The following is a 17,424-nucleotide window of genomic DNA, read 5'->3' on the forward strand; positions in this document are numbered from 1 at the left end:
CCCCCCTCTTGAGCTAACCTTTTGCGGAAACATTATTCAACTTGTTTTACATTGACGATGACTTCTAATCGTTGCTGATCTGTTCCTCGATAAATTCCTTTCACTGGAACAATGTCCTCGTAATCCCTCCCGTGGCATAGCTTTACGTATCGCCAGTTAATATCACCGTTGTTTGTCGGATCGTAACCTACCCAACCAATTCCCGGAACAAAAGCCTCCACCCAAGCATGTGATGCTTGCTCATAGTCCGCATGCCCACCTTGCAAATCACCAACAAAATGATAGCCGCTGACATACCGCGCAGGGACTTGCATATTTTTGCAGATCGCGATCATCAAATGGGCAAAATCCTGACAAACCCCTTGCTGCAAATGGACAATTTCAGCAATCGTGGTTTTAACATGCGTTGCATAAGGATTGTATTCGTAATTGGTAAAAATCGCCTCTGAAATCATTTTCAGCTTTTTCTCAATGCTTACCTCTATCTCACCATTTACAAATGGCTTGGCAAGCTCTGGATCAATATAGGTGTATTTGGAATCCATCAGATACTCTGCATGCTGATTAATAAATCGTTCACTATGCAGCATTTCCAACTGCTCCTTCAAGCTAAGGATTTGTTTACGCTCAGGCTCCAGCTCATCCGTAACCACAATAGAGGTGGTCTTAATCATAAGTTCATGGTGTGGATCCCCAACTGAAAAAGAGTGCACCCGATTCCCAAAAAAATCATCGTACGAGAATAACGAAACACTAGGCTCTACAGTTACTGTATGCTGATAGCAGGATTGGCGATGATTCGAGCTCGGGGTCAAGCGAATTTCATTGACACTCTCCGACGTCGGAGTTGCGTAATGATAGCGCGTTAAGTGTGTAATCTCTAGTTTCATACGCCCAAGACCCCTTTCCGAAAAAATGTTTTGGAAATCACTTCACCTAGTTGATTAATTGAAAGCGACATTTCCTCTAGAAGCTTCGGTAAACCTTCGCTGTCCAGATCTTCCCACTCCAGATAAGCTAGGTTTGCACGTGTTTTTCCAGCAAAACGAATCGCTTGATCGGAAGGCAAGGTAAATTCTAGATCACGGCGGATGTTCTTCAAATGTGTTTCTATATTCACTAAAGAAAAATTAACGGAACGTGGAAATACGAAGTTAAGCATCAAAAATTGCACAATTTTTTCAATATGAAATTCATTGGCACACATTTTACGAAAAGCCTCATAAGCGCTGACCGATTTCAATACTGCTATCATCCGTTGATAATTATCATGGTCGGTGAATTTCGAGGCGTCCTGCATGTAGCTGCGATAGATGACCTGCAGAATTCGCACTGTATTCTCTGCCCGTTCCATGTATTTACCCAATTGAATAAAATGCCACTCGTTGCTCCGCAGCATAGTCGATTCAAGGCTGCCGTGAAACAAGGCTACCCATTCCTTAATCTTCTGATAAAATACATACGGTGAAAGCGCGCGAATGTCCGCAAGACCCTGCTCTCTCAGCCAGATATAAAAAGCGTTGATGATATCCCAAGACTCTCCAGGTATTCCTTCTTTAATCGTCCTCGCGTTATCCCTGGCTTGTGAAACGCACGAAAAGATAGAGTTGTTATGCTTGCGTTCGAATGTCATAAAATGCAGCACATCCGACTCGGTCGCTTGTTTATTCTGCTCCGCAAATATCGCATAATCGCCGACGGCTTGAATCAGCTTTTCCCACACTAAGGCACCTGACTCCTGAGGGTCCTTCAATTCGTGGCGCATGTGATAATTTACGTCTATTAGACGAGCGTGGTTTTCGACTCGCTCCATGTAGCGGCCTAACCAGAATAGGGTTTCTGCTTTTCTATTGAGCATAGGCTTCCTCCTTTAAAATAAGTCCCTAAACCTTACTTTAGAAGCTTAACGTTGCAGTACATGATAGATGTGCCTTCCAGCCACTCTTGAATTTGCATCCTCTTTTATTGGAATAAAACAGATTGTAAGGATGCAATCTTCAAAGGCGGCACGTAAACTTTCCAGACACACCCATCACTCCCTTACACCCAGCTTTAAAAGTAAAACCATTAACTCAAATTTTCATTTCGTCATTTTCAGAAAGACTAAACCAAAACCAAACTATGTCCTTAAGATATGAACCTTAAGCCAAAACCCAAGTATCTTTACTGCCGCCGCCTTGGGAGGAGTTTACGACCAAAGAGCCTTCTTTTAGAGCGACACGGGTTAGGCCGCCTGGGATTACTTGCATTTCTTTGCCATAAGTAACAAATGCGCGGAGATCGATATGGCGCGGGCATAGCTTACCATCAATGAATGTAGGTGCAGTAGATAGTTGAATTGTAGGTTGAGCAATGTAGTTGGATGGGTCGTTGCGTATCTTAATAGCAAACTCGGCGATTTCTTCGTCCGTTGCACATGGGCCGATTAGCATTCCATACCCTCCGGAAAGCGAGGTTTCTTTTACAACCAACTCACTTAAATGAGCCAGCACATATTCCCGTTCCTCTGGGCGGCTAAGAATATAGGTCGGAACGTTCTTGAGGATGGGTTCTTCGTTTAAATAGTATTTAATCATTTCTGGAACATAGGCATAAACCGCTTTATCATCTGCCACCCCGGTTCCGGGTGCATTAGCAATTGTTACGTTGCCCATTCGATAAGCGTTCATCAAACCCGCAATACCTAACATGGAATCCGCGCGAAATGCCAGTGGATCCAAGTAATCATCGTCTAAACGACGGTAGATGACATCAATTTGCTTCAACCCGCGAATTGTCCGCATATAAACCTTATGATCCTGAACAATTAAATCGCGGCCTTCCACAAGTAGAATTCCCATCTCCTGTGCCAGAAAGGTATGCTCATAGTAAGCCGAATTTCCTGAACCCGGAGTTAGCAGCGCTACTATTGGGTCTCTTTTGTTATTAGGTGCAATGCTGCGCAAGCTAGATAATAAATTATTCAGTCCACTGTCAATATCACGAACATGATAATCAAAATACAGCTCAGGAAATAAGTGCATAATTAGTTGTCTGTTCTTATAGAGGTATGAAAGTCCAGATGGCGTTCTTAAATTGTCCTCTAAGACAAAAAAATCCCCAGCACCATCACGAATCAAATCGATTCCCGAGAGAGGAGTGTAAACGCCATGCGGTATATTCATGCCCATCATTTCAGGTCGAAAATAACGATTCGTTACAACCATCTTTCGCGGAATGATCTCATCATGCAAAATATTTTGTTTATGATAAATGTCCCAAAGGAATAAATTTAAAGCTTTAACTCTTTGTTTAAGCCCTTTATCCATGACTCGCCATTCTTCTGCTGAAACAATTCGCGGCACCATATCAAAAGGAATTAACCGTTCTAGCGGCTCGGATTGTTCATCGTTATAAAGGGTAAAGGTAACTCCCTGCTTCACCAAGTGCGATTGCATGGATGCATTGCGTCCGCTTAACTCATCTTCCGTCATAGCAAGTAACCGTCCATGAACACCCGCATAGTGACTTCTCACTTGATCAGGCCCTGCAAACATTTCGTCAAAGCCGATGGAACGATGGTAACTCATCTGTCGTTGTTTTTGGGTATTTATCATGCACCATTCCCCCTTATACATCCATCATAATTAGGAGTCATGTTTATGTCAATATTAGTTACACCATTTTGACGAAAGTTTATCTATAATTCACCATATGTTATGTTTTATGACACAATTTATCAATTCATTTTTTCATTATAGGTTATAATTTGATTTCGACCATTCTGCTTGGCTTGATAAAGCGCACGATCCGCTCTTTCAAGCAACAAAATAGGATTATCGCCATTTTCAGGAAAGCCCGCTATCCCTAAAGATAACGTAACTCGCGACCTTATGGGATTCTCCGAAAATTCCATTCTCATCCTGATTCGTTCCGCTATTTTGTAGGCAAGCTCTGCATGAACTCGCGGCAATAGAATAAGGAATTCCTCACCGCCAAAACGGCAGCAAACATCCTCCGGCCTCACTTCATTCAGCATAATTCTCGCCAAGTATTTGAGCATTTCATCACCCATGAGATGGCCGAAATTATCATTAACCGCTTTAAAATGATCCAAATCCAGCAGTAAAACGGAGAAAGGCACCTCTTGCTCCATCCAAATTTCCATGTAGCTATCGATTGAGCGTCGATTCATCAATCCTGTTAATGCATCCGTTTGTGACTCCTGCGTGAAATGAACCACTTTCTCTTGAAGCACACCCACTGCTTTAATAATGGCTTTATTCAATTTATTGGCTTCATAATTCCAATGCTTAATTTGCGGAAATTCCATATCATGCTGTTCGCCTTCCGAGAAAACACTTGCATAATTCGCAAGCTGAGTTAGCGGTTTAGCGACCAGAGTAGATACCCACCAAGCTAATATTAATAAAAGCAATACAAACGGAAGTGTGTATAATATAATTCGCTTCATTGCCTTTTGTGTAAGGTTTAGAACATCTTTGGAAGGAGTTTGCGTAACAACTCCCCAGCCACTTTCTGCGACAAGCGCCTCGCTAGCTAACATGGACGCTCCTTTACTGTTGACTAAGGACTGCTCACTACTAAGCTTCCCATTCATAATCTCCTGAACTATCGGGTTCTTACTAACATCCTCGCCAATACGACTCGGATCCGGATGATAGATCAGCACCCCTAAGCGTGAAACCGCATACGTATATGATTCATTCAAATCCTGGCCTTCTTTATCCAGAATGCTTTTAAAGATATTGTCTGCTTGAACGTAGATAGTCCCGACTACTATACCTATAAATCCGCCATTCATATCAAAAACGGGATGACTGACATTAACAACAAGCCTGCCCGTAGTCGCCATATAGGGTTCAGAAATTAAAAATTTTCTTATATTTAGCGCTTGTGCCACCTGGTCTGATGTTAGCTTTGTCCCGGCGAGACCTACACTTGCTGGAGAAATAGCCACACACATACCCTGTTTATCAACAAAAGTAGTTGAATTAAAATTATTACTGCTGGATTTAAGTAAATCCATTTGATATTGAATATCGTCCTGATCACCTAAATGCTTACCCATCTCGCCAGCAGTCAACGCCAAGCTCTGTTTCATAGACTTAAACAATGAATCCGTTGTAGCCGCCAAGCGCTCCGAATTGATTCTATTCAGTTCTAGCGTTCTTTCTGTAAAGGAGGATTGCTCAATTTGATAGACTGCTCCGATGCTGATAATAAGGGCAAGAATAATAGACAAACCTACTAGAACACTAACAATAAAAGACAGCTTAAACCCACGATTTCTAACCCGTTTCAATTTCGCACGCATGAATGCCAACAACGATGTCGCCCCTATTCATAACCCCGATAATTAAGCAAATATGATGCAAAATAACTTATTTTTTTATTATACATGAAGGTTTGAAAGTTAGGTTTATTTTTACTAAATTTTACACTCTAAACGACAAATTTCATCATTTTTTTGCAATATCTTCATAAATTTGACCCAATTCAGCTTCAGAAAGCTCCCGCCAGCTTCCCATTCTCAGATTCTCCAGGGTGATATTCATAATTCGAACGCGCTGCAATCTACGTACCTGATACTCAAAATGTGCGCACATCCGACGAATTTGGCGATTTAATCCCTGAGTTAAGACAATTCGGAAGACATAATCCGAAATACGGCTAACCTCACACGCTTGAGTCACTGTATCAAGAATCGGAACCCCCTCAGCCATTCCCTGCAAGAATTGCGGAGTAATCAACCGATTAACCGTTACAATATATTCTTTAGCATGACTATTCTCCGCACGCAAAATTTGATTAACAATATCGCCATTATTCGTCAGCAGAATAAGACCCTCTGAATCTTTATCTAAACGCCCGATAGGAAAAATACGTTCCTCATGTCCAATAAAGTCAATTATATTCCCTTCAATATGCCGTTCAGTCGTACAGGTAATGCCTACCGGCTTATTGAAAGCTATATATAACGCCGTTTTTTTCGCACCAATTAGCTGACCATCCACCCGAACCTCATCTTCTTTTTCTGCTTGGCTTCCAAGCTCTGCTAGCTTTCCATTAATCGTCACTCGCCCAGCCTCTACCCACTTGTCCGCTTCACGTCTCGAAGAGATCCCTGTTTCACTAATAAACTTATTAATTCGCATACTCTAATACGCCTGCCTTTCTTTTCACTAAATTATTATATCACAATTGAAAATACAAATCGGTCGATGGTATAATAGTCCTAGAAATTATTGGATAGAGGAGCGAACCCCCATGCGTTTGATAACTAGGTCGGATTTTGACGGATTGGTTTGTGCCATGCTTTTTAAAAAATTGGATATGATTAATGAAATGAAGTTTGTACACCCGAAAGATATGCAAGACGGGATTATAGAAGTTACTTCAAATGATATTATCGCTAACCTACCTTTCGTTCAAGGCTGTGGCCTGTGGTTCGACCATCATTCAAGTGAATTAACACGCAATGCACCGGAAATTGAATTTAAAGGCGAGACTCGTATCGCCCCGAGCGCCGCTCGTGTTGTCTATGATTATTACGGCGGTAAGGAAGTATTCGGCGACATCGACAATATTATGGCAGGTGTTGATAAAGCAGATGCTGCTCAATTCAGCGCAGACGATATCCTCAACCCTAAAGGCTGGGATTTATTATCATTCATCATGGATGCCCGCACAGGTCTAGGTCGTTATCGCGATTTCCGTATCAGCAACTACCAGCTCATGGAAGATCTTGTCGAACTTTGCGCCATAAAAACAGCCGAAGAAATCCTAGAATTACCCGATGTTAAAGAACGCGTTATTCGCTACCACGAATTGGATCAAGAGTTTCGCAGCATGCTGAAAGAGCACACACGCACAGATGGTAATGTTATTATTACCGATTTACGTGATGTTGAAACGATTTACCCAGGTAATCGTTTTATGGTCTATGCACTTAACCCAAACGAGAATATCTCCATATGGGTGATTGACGGACGAGCTAAACAGAATTGCGTTTTCGCTTGTGGTCACAGCATTATCAACCGCACCTCAAAAACGAATGTCGGCGAATTGATGTTAACTCACGGCGGAGGCGGCCATCAGGCTGCTGGAACCTGCCAAGTCCCATACGACGACGCCAACAAAGAGCTGCAATCCTTAATTGATTCCATGAAAGCCGCTGGATAATAGATTAATAGATTAATATAGCCATTAAAGAAGACAGTATACCTAAAGATAGGTAAAACTGTCTTCTTTTCAATCCAACCAACCATTCTTCTCCGCTATGCTCAAAGCATCAATCCGATTTTTGGCATTCAGCTTTTGAATCGCCTCAGAAAGGTAGTTGCGCACCGTTCCGGATGATAGATAAAGCTTATTAGCGATATCGGGTGCAGACAGTCCTTCGCGCGCCAGCTTAAGCACCTCACGTTCACGCTCAGTCAAGGGATTCTCCGCTTCCCAGAAAGTAAGCGCCAGCTCAGGACTGACTGCACGCCCTCCCGAATAAACATTGCGAAGTGCAGCTGCCAGCTCAGCGATCGGCGAATCTTTTAATAGAAAACCTTTGACACCCGCACGCATCGCTCGTTGAAAATACCCCGTACGCGAAAAAGTTGTGAGAATGACCACCCGACACGGATTTTTTCGTTCTTTTAATTTTTCAGCCACATCCAGTCCCGTCATATATGGCATTTCAATATCCATCACAACTACATCCGGCGCTAAGGATTCAATCATCTGCAAAGCCTGCTCACCATTCTCCGCTTGTCCAACAACCTCTATATCATCTTCTAAATCCAACAAAGCACTAAGCGCTCCGCGAAGCATGCCTTGATCCTCAGCTACGATCACTTTCATCGGATACTACCTCCCAGCCTCAATAGCTCTATTCACATTAGGCACCTTAAAAGTAACAGTGGTACCCTGATCAATCACCGATTCAAATTGCAACTCACCATCCACTAGCTTGAGTCGTTCTCTCATCCCATTTAAACCATTTTTAGAAACATCGCCATTACAACTATCCACATCAACACCACTGCCTTTATCCATAACCTTCAAAATATAACTTCCTGCTTCACCTTTCCACTCGATCGCACACCCTGATGCTTTGCTATGTTTAACAACATTGGTAACAGCCTCGCGCAAGCACATACCCATTATGTTATCTACCAGAGGGGTCATCACTCCATTATCCATATCTCCTTTAACCTCCAGCACTATACCAGCTGCAGCTAAAATTTGTTTGGCGTGGGTAATCTCATCCCGAACGGTAACAGCATTCATCCCAGATACAAGCTCACGCAGCTGTTTAAGCGCCGCTCTCGAGGTTGTTTGAATATCCTTCACCTCTTGTGCAGCACGCTCTGGATTTTTAATCATTAGCTTCTCCGCCAGCTCACTTTTTAAGGTAATTAACGAAAGCGTATGGCCCAAGGTATCATGCAAATCACGCGAAATCCGCTGGCGTTCCTCATTTTTAGATAAATGGGCAATTTCTTCGTTTGCTAGATTTAGCTTTCGTTTAAGCTCATTAGAGCGTTGCCCAGCACGGATAATAAAAGGCATCCCTAACATAACCAACATGGCCGGGATCAATTGAATCAACTCAATAGTGTTGGTGAACATTTCATATTTCCAGCTTGTAAACGCAAATAAAGTCAACAATGCGATAATAGACCCAACAATTTGCTTCCTACTCTTCAGCATACCTATTAACGGCGAAGGATAAAAAGCCATATAAAGAAAATTCTCATCATATCGAAAAACAAAAAAACCAACAATTAAAATCTGCAACAGAATAGAAAGTATACGTCGTTTAGCATTAAAAAAACTAAAAATATAAATAACAGAGAAAAAGACAACAAGCAGAAAGCCTGGAATCATTTCATTCACAGGTCGCCCCACCAATGAAGCAACTGGGTAGATCATGTATACTAGCCAGATAAAAGCAAGATAGAAGGGCGGCCCCTCTTGGGACCGCACTTTGGGTTTAAACATAGACTAGATCGCTTCCTGTCTTTTCATTATATACGTTGATAATAACATAAACACGACCACATAAGCTGCTAAGATTAACGCCCCATCCCAGTCAATAACCCCGCCGCCAACCAGATTCCACGCCCCTTGACCCAGTCGAAACGTCGGTGTATATTTAGCGATATTCTGCATGGTATCTGACATCGATGCTGTTGGAAACCAAAGCCCACCTAGTATGGATAGCCCCATATATAACATCAGCGCAAGAATCTGTACAGCATCTGCATTTTTTATTGAGCCAAGCAAGGTACCTAAAGCCATGAACGAGAAGCCGCCAATCCAAATCCACAATCCGCTTTCTATCCAAATCGAAGCTGGCAGATGAATCCCCTTGCCTAGACCACCAATAATAAACATCAGTAATACGATTGCTAAATTGATCAATCCTTGTGCCAGCACCTTAGAGAAGATGTATGACCCGGATGGGAGCGGTGTAATTTTTAATAATCGAATCCAACCTTGTGAGCGCTCCTTAGATATCCTTTGGGCAAAAGAAGTCAAACCCGCGCCAACCACACCATAAACCGTCATAGACATCAAATAATAGGTAGTCCAATCCGCTCCATTCACTTTCGTATCACTATCCATCGTGCTGGTAAAAAGGAAGAAGAAGGCTACCGGCATAACCACCGAGAAGAAAACAAACCGTTTGTTCCGTATCGTCCGCATAAGCTCCGCCTTGCATTGGGCCACTGTCGCTTTAAGCTTTGTATTCATTCTAAACCACTCCTTTTAATACATTCGTATTATCAACAAGTGTTTGGAAGGCATCTTCCAGACCACCACTTTGAATCTCAATGTCATGCATTTCGATACGTTTTTCTATTAGCACACGAATCAATGTATCCGTATCATTGCTGTGCAGCTTCACCCTACGACCGCTCCATTCCACATCTACAACACCTGGGATTGCAAGAAGCATTTCCGATTTAACCGAAACACCCGCAGTAAATGAGATCACGCGCCCCGTTGTCCCCGCTTTAATTTCACTTGGCGTTCCATCTGCAATCAACTTCCCATTATTAATCACAACAATTCGATCCGCTAAGTTATCCGCTTCTTCTAAGTAATGAGTGGTTAATACTACCGTTCGGCCTTTTCCCGCCATAGCTCTAATTGTGTCCCAAAATAGCTGACGCGAGCTAATATCCATCCCGACTGTCGGTTCATCCAAGAAAATAATTTCAGGATCACCCGCTGCCGCTAATGCAAAGCCTAATCTTCGTTGCTGCCCACCAGATAAGGACGCTGCCATCTTATTCTTCTCGTTCTCTAGCCCGGAAATGCGCAGCAACTCAGCCAACGAAAGAGGATTCGTATAATAATTGCGAAATAAATTAATCGTCTCTGATACCTTAAGATTATCAATAATGCTCACATCCTGCAGCATAGCCCCAATTCGATTACGTACCTCCGAATCTCGCGGATTGCCGCCGAGCAGCTTGATTTTTCCACTTGTCGGTTGCTGCAAGCCAAGAATCATCGAGATAGTTGTTGTTTTGCCCGCACCATTAGGACCTAGCAGCGCCAAAACTGTTCCACGTTCTATACTTAAAGATAAATCATCAACTGCCTTTTTCCCTTTATACACCTTCGTTACATTCTCCAATTGAATAGCTAGTTGTTTCATAAATTCACTCCTCGTATGTTGTCTATCTTCCTTCGCTTTGTTGTCTGTTCTTATCTTACTGCACATAGCAAATAAGGAGTACGCACAAACGTAATCTCTTGAAGGTGACAGATGTCATATAAATCGGGTATGAAAACAGCAAAAAGCCCGCTGATTGCGGGCTCCATCTACTATTCGCGCATTTAACCATGCGTCTCTAAATACTCAACAAAAGCCAAAATCATATTCCCCATCCGTTCTTCTTGCGGATAAATAACTCGCGATACCCCAGCTTCACGCACAACATCAGCCGTATATTTCCCCACAGCAACAGCAACCGTCGGTCCAGCAAAAGCCGCCAATAACTCTGCGAGAACCCCCTGCTCTGCAGCATAGGCAAAAATAAATCTCACCTGCGGCCCGCTCGTAAATGTCACGGCATCGATCTCACCATTCAATATCTCCGCCACTAAGCTTACTAATACCTCACGCTCAGGCGGCACATGCCGGTAAGGAAGAATTTCACGAAACTCTGCATTCTGCTCCTGCAAATATTGGACTAGCTTTGGCGCTGGATCGCCATGCAGCTGAAGCGCCACACGACAACCGGTAAGATCATGCTCAGCCAATGCACGAACCAATCCAGCTGATGTGCCGTCATCATCTCGCGCCATTGTTTCCAACCCTAGCTTTTTCAGAGCACCAATGGCTTTATATCCTCTAGCCGCCAGCTTAGCCCGCTTTAATTTACTCATAAATGCATCTAATAATTCCATATTATCTGCAATCCTCAACAAGGTTTCAATACCCAATCCCGTTGTAAAGATGAACCAATCTACATTTTCTTTTAACAATCGGCGAATTTCATCTTCAACATGTGCATCTTCTAGAAAAACGGTACCTTGTGCTGGGCGAATCAGTGGAATCCCGCCTAGCTTTACAACAAACTTGCTTAAATCTTCCGCACGACGGGGGCCAGTTAAAGCCACTCGTTTACCCTCTAGCTTACCCATGGGTTACTCCCCCTTATTTTACTTATGATGCCATAGTGCTAGAATCATTCAAGCTCAGCGTAATATCGCCACTCCGCGCATCTATTTCTACTTGATAAGTGACAACGCAGCCTTCATCCGGTTCTTCAACCAATCCATCATTCATATTAATCCGCCAATCGTGCAACGGACAGAAGACATGATGATCACAAACAATACCTTCCGATAGCTTCCCACCCTTATGGGGACATCTATTCTCAATCGCCTTAATTTCACCTGTTGAAAGCTTGAATAAAGCTACTTCTATATTATCTACCATTACTGTTCTCGACCTACGCTCCAATATATCAGAAACATTCGCTACAACCCAGCTTTTCATAGGTAAACCCCCTTTTCAATAGACCCTTTATTTTTCTACCGGAATGGATTCACAAGCTTTAAGCGGCTGCAAAATCTGACTTAGTCTTTCTTGCTCAATAATTTCCTTCCAAGGATCTACTGTTAAACTAAGAGTCTTCTCTATACGCTCAACTAAAGCTAAACGAACTTCTTTGGATTCCAAAGCATCTCTTACGGATTGCACACCGATACGCTCAATCCAATCTGAGGTGCGCTCATTAAACCTGCCATTCTCCCGATAATATTGCAAGAAGGCTCCATTCCACTCAAGAACCTCTTCATTCGTTTTCACTTTTACAAGCAATTCCGCAGACCTGACCTTCACGCCGCCATTACCGCCTACGTACAACTCCCAACCACCATCAATGGCTACCACGCCAAAATCTTTAATAATCGATTCAGCGCAATTACGCGGACAGCCGGAAACCGCCATTTTCACTTTAGCCGGTGTATTCAAGCGTTCAAATTTCTTCTCCATATCAATCCCCATTTGAATCGCATCTTGGGTACCAAAACGGCAGAAAGTGTTGCCCACACAGGTTTTCACAGTTCTCAAAGCTTTTCCATAAGCATAACCTGAGGGCATATCCAAATCCGCCCAAACGGAAGTTAAATCTTCCTTTTTAATCCCGAGCAAATCAATTCTTTGTCCACCGGTGAACTTAACCATAGGCACGTTATATTTTTCAGCCACTTCGGCAATTTTCATCAATTCTTTAGGCGTCGTCACTCCCCCATAAATCCGCGGAACAACCGAGTAAGTCCCATCATGTTGGATATTCGCATGATTTCGTTCATTTACAAAACGCGACTCTCGTTCTTCTTCATGCTCCACAGGCCACGCCATACCCAAGTAGTAATTCAAAGCCGGACGACACTTTGAACATCCTTCTGGATTGCCCCACTCCATCACATTCATGACTTCTTTACTCGTAGTTAAATGCATTTCTCGAATCGCTGCAACCACTTCATCACGGGAATGTGTGGTACAGCCGCAAATGCCTTCTTTGACTGTTTTTACCCCATCTGCTCCTAAGGTATAAGTTAGTAAATCCGCAACTAACGGTTTACAGCCGCCGCATGAACCGGAAGCTTTGGTACAAGCTTTGATTTCATTAACACTGGCGCAGCCTTTTTCATTGATCGCTTGAACTATCGTCGCTTTGGAGACACCATTACAGCCACAAACAATTTCATCATTAGGCATAGCCGCTACAAAATCTATACCCGTCTTAGTCGCTCCACCCGAGCCTAATAAAATTTCACGCTCTTTACCCGTTACATCTTCTTCACTGCGAATCATCGAGAATATGCGCGAGCCATCGCTCGTATCACCGAACAGAACGGACCCAATCACCTTGCCATCTTTAATCACAACTTTTTTGTAAACGCCAGCGAAATCATCTTGAACCCGAACAGCACGAGTGCCTGGTTTCTCTACAAAATCACCTGCCGAGAAAACATTCACCCCAGAGACCTTAAGCTTCGTTGAAACAACAGAGCCTTGGTAGCCTTCTCCAGCATCCAATCCAGCCAACTTTTTAGCTAAAATATTACCTTGCTCGTATAAAGGAGCGACCAACCCATAGGCTACGCCACGATGCTCTGCACATTCCCCCACTGAATAGACATGCGGGATGCTCGTTTCCAAAAAGTCATCTACGACAATACCACGGTTTATCTCTACGCCAGCATCCTTAGCAAGCTGTATATTTGGGCGAATCCCAACTGCCATGACTACTAAATCCGCTTCAACCGACGAACCATCCTTAAACCTTAACCCGGATACGCGTTTTTTACCTGTTATAACATCTGTACCTTTCTCTAATAAGAACTTCATCCCTTGTTGTTCTAGCTCAGCACGCAGCATATTCGAAGCTGTTTCATCCAACTGACGTTCCATCACATACTTGTAGATATGCACGACCGAAACTTCCATTTTAAGATTCAACAAACCTCGAGCTGCTTCAATACCTAGTAAACCGCCACCTATTACAACTGCTTTTTTATATTTTTTCGCAGTCTCCATCATCGTTTCACAATCTTTAATATCACGGAAGGCAATGACGCCTTCTTTATCCGCACCTGGCAGCGGCAGCATAAACGGCAGCGAGCCTGTCGCGATAATAACATCATCATAAGATACCTGCAGCCCTTGATCTGTTGTCACCGTTTTTGCTGTGGTATCTAATTTGGTAACCGTTTGACCCGCATATAAAGTAATATCATTGTCCTTATACCAAGCCCAATCGTTTAAAGTGATATCCTTCATATCCGCATCCCCAGCTAAAACGGAGGATAACAAGATCCGATTGTAATTCGGATGTGGCTCACTGCCAAAAACTGTAATGTCATATTTATGGGGTGCAAGCTTTAATAACTGTTCCACACACCAAACCCCTGCCATCCCATTGCCAATTAAAACTAGTTTCTTTTTCATCTCACTCCACGCTCCCCTAGATGAATTTATGTTAGATAATATAACACAATAATTTATATGTTCTCATTATAAAAGCGAAATTACCTCAGTTAATGTTATGTTACTTTACACATTGTTAATTCAATATAACTGATTAAACCGAATTATTCAATAGATAATTCGGAAAATACTTCATTTTTTATCTTATATTTAAATAAAAAGACGAACAATTATTTTAATTATTTAATTAATGTTCGTGTTTTATCGATGTAGCATTTGTTGTCATTTGAAATAGTTAGAGAAGCTTCCGTTCAGATAACTGTCGAATACGAATTATTATGTTATATTATATAACATATGTACCGCGCTAACCGAGTGGACTATAACTTATGGAAATAAACAAAACACAGCTAATTCACGGTATGGAGCAGAAATCCGGCTCAAATCGCTTGCTAAAAAACGCGCAAAAAGGACTGCCCGAGGGCAGCCCTTAATATAGAATATGAGTTTGTATAAGTTAAGCTTATTCTCCAGACAGCGTGTTATCCTTAAGAATAACGTCATGCGCTCCGCCTTCGACAAGGCTGGTAGCGGAAACTAAAGTAATACGTGCCTTTTGCTTCAGCTCTTCTAGAGATTTCGCACCACAGTTGCACATAGTGGATTTAATTTTGGCAAGCGTTTTATCCAAGTTGCTCTGCAAGCTTCCTGCATAAGGAACATAGGAGTCTACACCCTCTTCAAAAACAAGTGATTGTTTACCGCCTGAGTCATAACGCTGCCAGTTGCGGGCACGATTGGAGCCTTCGCCCCAGAACTCTTTAACATAGTTGTTGCCTACTTTTAATTTTCTTGTCGGGCTTTCATCGAATCGGGCAAAATAACGGCCCATCATCACAAAATCAGCACCCATCGCTAAAGCAAGTGTAATATGATAATCGTGCACAATCCCGCCGTCCGAACAAATCGGGACATAGATACCGGTTTTCTCATAATACTCATCTCTAGCTTCCGCAACCTCGATAATCGCAGAGGCTTGTCCACGGCCAATTCCTTTTTGTTCGCGTGTAATACAGATCGAACCGCCGCCAATACCTACTTTCACAAAATCAGCGCCTGACTCCACTAAGTAAAGGAAACCTTCACGATCGACGACGTTGCCTACACCGATTTTGACATCAAAGTTAGCTTTTACATATTGCACAGTTTCGCTCTGCCATTCGCTAAAGCCATCCGATGAATCGATTACTAGAACATCCACACCCGCTTCAACAAGCGCAGGTACTCTTTCCTTGTAATCCATCGTATTGATCCCTGCGCCTGCAATGTAGCTTTTGTTGCTATCTAAGAGCTCCGAAGGATTCTCTTTATGCTCATCATAATCCTTGCGAAAGACAAGAAACTCTAATTTTTGCTGCTCATCCACAATGGGTAAACAATTAAGCTTATGCTCCCAAATTAGATCATTAGCTTCCGACAATGTAATCCCGGACTTTCCATAATGCAAGGATGAGAAAGGGGTCATAATATCCTTAACCAGCTTAGTCAGAGGATCTCTGCTCAACCTGTAATCTCTGCCCGTGATAATTCCTAGCAGCTTTCCATTTGGAGTTCCGTCATCTGTGATCGCTACGGTCGAATGACCTGTCACTTTTTTCAGTGCCAGAATATCTTTAAGCGACTGCTCAGGAGTCATGTTGGAGCGACTTACGACAAAGCCGGCTTTATACCCCTTAACCTTACGTACCATCGCAGCTTGGGATTCGATCGGCTGAGACCCGAATATAAACGAAATTCCGCCACTTCTCGCTAACGCTACCGCCATTCCATCATCGGAAACAGCTTGCATTACTGCGGATGAGAACGGAATGTTCAAGCTAATATCAGACTGTTCCCCCTTCTTAAACTTTACAATGGGTGTCTTCAGGGTCACATTCGCCGGATTATGATCCTTCATTGATAAATTAGGTATCAATAAAAATTCACTAAACGTACGAGATGGTTCCATGTAATAATGAGCCACTTCTATCTCCTCCTCTTTTTATATTGTTTCGGGTAAATTTTTAATATCATATCATATGGCTCGGAAACAAACAATGTATAATTAAATTCGATTATCCGCGCCACCCAATAAATACTACTCCTGCTAAAATTAACAAGCAGCCTACTACTTTTGGCATAGATAACGGCTCATTAAAAATCCAATATGCCCCAAAAACAGCCATAATATATGCCAAGCTCTGAATCGGGTAAGCCAAGCTTAGTGAAACACGCGATAGAATAAACAGCCACAAAACCGTAGCTAAACCATACAATATTAAGCCGCTAAGAAAATAAGGCGATAACATCAGCTGCATGAAAGCTCGAATGGAGCTAAAGCTCGATTCATTATTCTGTAGGCCAGTCTTCCACAGGAACTGCCCGCTAACGAGCATAATCGTATTAAGTAAGATTAAAAGAAAATTGATCAAAGTCATTATACAGTTGCTCCCCTGAATTTGGTTTTAAGTCTACATAGTATATCACTTAAATAGAAAAGCTTCTCGACCTTTGGTATAGTAGAAGGAAACCCGCTGATTAAAATGTTTAGGAGGAACCCATCATGATCGAATGGACGCAAAAGGAGCTTTTGGAGCACTCAGCAATCAAGGACACCGCTTATGCCGTATTCTTGTATACACCATTATGTGGCACATGCAAGCTTGCCGAACGTATGTTGGATATTATCATGACCATGCAGCCCACAATGCCTTTATATAAGAGTAATATTAATTTCCTGCCTCAGGTCAGTCAAGATTGGCAAATCCAGAGCATCCCTTGCGTAGTTATTGCCGAAGTTGGGAAAGATAAGAAAATGATTTATCGGATGCAAGCCGTAGATGAACTTTACCGCCAGCTGCTTCCCCTCACAAAAAAGAGACCCTACATAGTCAAATAAACACTATGCGGATCTTCCTGCTATTACA

The 17,424-nt window shown here is 42.6% G+C and carries 16 protein-coding genes; 2 read left to right on the forward strand and 14 right to left on the reverse strand.

The features are described 5' to 3' along the window. Positions 1 to 32: 32 nt before the first annotated feature. From EHS13_RS33325 to rluF, 5 genes are all read right to left on the reverse strand, one after another. Complete coding sequence (locus EHS13_RS33325) at positions 33 to 890, reverse strand: transglutaminase family protein (RefSeq protein WP_155704536.1); 858 nt, start codon at positions 888 to 890, stop codon at positions 33 to 35. Continuing rightward, a complete protein-coding gene (locus tag EHS13_RS33330; RefSeq protein WP_155704537.1) occupies positions 887 to 1,858 on the reverse strand; it encodes an alpha-E domain-containing protein in 972 nt (323 codons plus the stop codon). Before EHS13_RS33330 ends, EHS13_RS33325 begins: the two co-directional genes overlap by 4 nt. A 283-nt stretch (positions 1,859 to 2,141) precedes the next feature. Further along, entirely contained in the window at positions 2,142 to 3,596 is a 1,455-nt protein-coding gene (locus EHS13_RS33335) for a circularly permuted type 2 ATP-grasp protein (RefSeq protein WP_155704538.1), read from the reverse strand. A 122-nt stretch (positions 3,597 to 3,718) separates the two neighbouring features. Next, on the reverse strand, positions 3,719 to 5,317 hold the full coding sequence (locus EHS13_RS33340; protein WP_227013664.1) for a sensor domain-containing diguanylate cyclase: 1,599 nt from the start codon (positions 5,315 to 5,317) through the stop codon (positions 3,719 to 3,721). A 145-nt stretch (positions 5,318 to 5,462) separates the two neighbouring features. After that, positions 5,463 to 6,158, reverse strand: a complete 696-nt coding sequence (gene rluF / locus EHS13_RS33345) for a 23S rRNA pseudouridine(2604) synthase RluF (protein WP_155704540.1) — start codon at positions 6,156 to 6,158, stop codon at positions 5,463 to 5,465. 112 nt (positions 6,159 to 6,270) lie between these two features. On the opposite strand from rluF, the gene EHS13_RS33350 reads away from it, so the two are divergent. Continuing rightward, positions 6,271 to 7,185 (forward strand): exopolyphosphatase, encoded by a 915-nt coding sequence (locus EHS13_RS33350; protein ID WP_155704541.1) that lies wholly within the window; start codon positions 6,271 to 6,273, stop codon positions 7,183 to 7,185. Between the two features lie 69 nt (positions 7,186 to 7,254). Here EHS13_RS33350 and EHS13_RS33355 read toward each other — a convergent pair whose 3' ends face one another. The 9 genes from EHS13_RS33355 to EHS13_RS33395 form a co-directional block, all read right to left on the reverse strand. Next, positions 7,255 to 7,857 carry a response regulator transcription factor gene (locus EHS13_RS33355; RefSeq protein ID WP_155704542.1) on the reverse strand — a complete coding sequence of 201 codons (603 nt, stop codon included), beginning with the start codon at positions 7,855 to 7,857 and terminating at the stop codon, positions 7,255 to 7,257. Positions 7,858 to 7,863: 6 nt separating this feature from the next. Beyond that, positions 7,864 to 8,985, reverse strand: a complete 1,122-nt coding sequence (locus EHS13_RS33360; RefSeq protein ID WP_227013666.1) for a sensor histidine kinase — start codon at positions 8,983 to 8,985, stop codon at positions 7,864 to 7,866. Positions 8,986 to 9,003: 18 nt separating this feature from the next. Next, on the reverse strand, positions 9,004 to 9,756 hold the full coding sequence (locus tag EHS13_RS33365; protein WP_155704544.1) for an ABC transporter permease: 753 nt from the start codon (positions 9,754 to 9,756) through the stop codon (positions 9,004 to 9,006). A 1-nt stretch (position 9,757) separates the two neighbouring features. After that, complete coding sequence (locus EHS13_RS33370) at positions 9,758 to 10,669, reverse strand: ABC transporter ATP-binding protein (RefSeq protein WP_155704545.1); 912 nt, start codon at positions 10,667 to 10,669, stop codon at positions 9,758 to 9,760. A gap of 182 nt (positions 10,670 to 10,851) precedes the next feature. After that, entirely contained in the window at positions 10,852 to 11,661 is an 810-nt protein-coding gene (locus tag EHS13_RS33375; protein ID WP_155704546.1) for a uroporphyrinogen-III synthase, read from the reverse strand. Between the two features lie 22 nt (positions 11,662 to 11,683). Beyond that, positions 11,684 to 12,019 carry a nitrite reductase small subunit NirD gene (gene nirD, locus EHS13_RS33380; protein WP_155704547.1) on the reverse strand — a complete coding sequence of 112 codons (336 nt, stop codon included), beginning with the start codon at positions 12,017 to 12,019 and terminating at the stop codon, positions 11,684 to 11,686. A 27-nt stretch (positions 12,020 to 12,046) separates the two neighbouring features. Beyond that, positions 12,047 to 14,479, reverse strand: coding sequence for a nitrite reductase large subunit NirB (gene nirB / locus EHS13_RS33385; protein ID WP_155704548.1), 2,433 nt, complete (start codon positions 14,477 to 14,479; stop codon positions 12,047 to 12,049). Between the two features lie 502 nt (positions 14,480 to 14,981). Further along, positions 14,982 to 16,481: an IMP dehydrogenase gene (locus EHS13_RS33390; RefSeq protein WP_155704549.1), complete on the reverse strand. Its 1,500-nt coding sequence runs from the start codon at positions 16,479 to 16,481 to the stop codon at positions 14,982 to 14,984. Positions 16,482 to 16,572: 91 nt separating this feature from the next. Beyond that, entirely contained in the window at positions 16,573 to 16,935 is a 363-nt protein-coding gene (locus EHS13_RS33395) for an EamA family transporter (protein WP_155704550.1), read from the reverse strand. Positions 16,936 to 17,060: 125 nt separating this feature from the next. On the opposite strand from EHS13_RS33395, the gene EHS13_RS33400 reads away from it, so the two are divergent. Further along, positions 17,061 to 17,396: a thioredoxin family protein gene (locus EHS13_RS33400; protein ID WP_155704551.1), complete on the forward strand. Its 336-nt coding sequence runs from the start codon at positions 17,061 to 17,063 to the stop codon at positions 17,394 to 17,396. Positions 17,397 to 17,424 lie beyond the last annotated feature (28 nt).

The sequence above is a fragment of the Paenibacillus psychroresistens genome, from assembly GCF_009728935.1.
Lineage (GTDB): Bacteria > Bacillota > Bacilli > Paenibacillales > NBRC-103111 > Paenibacillus_AC > Paenibacillus_AC psychroresistens.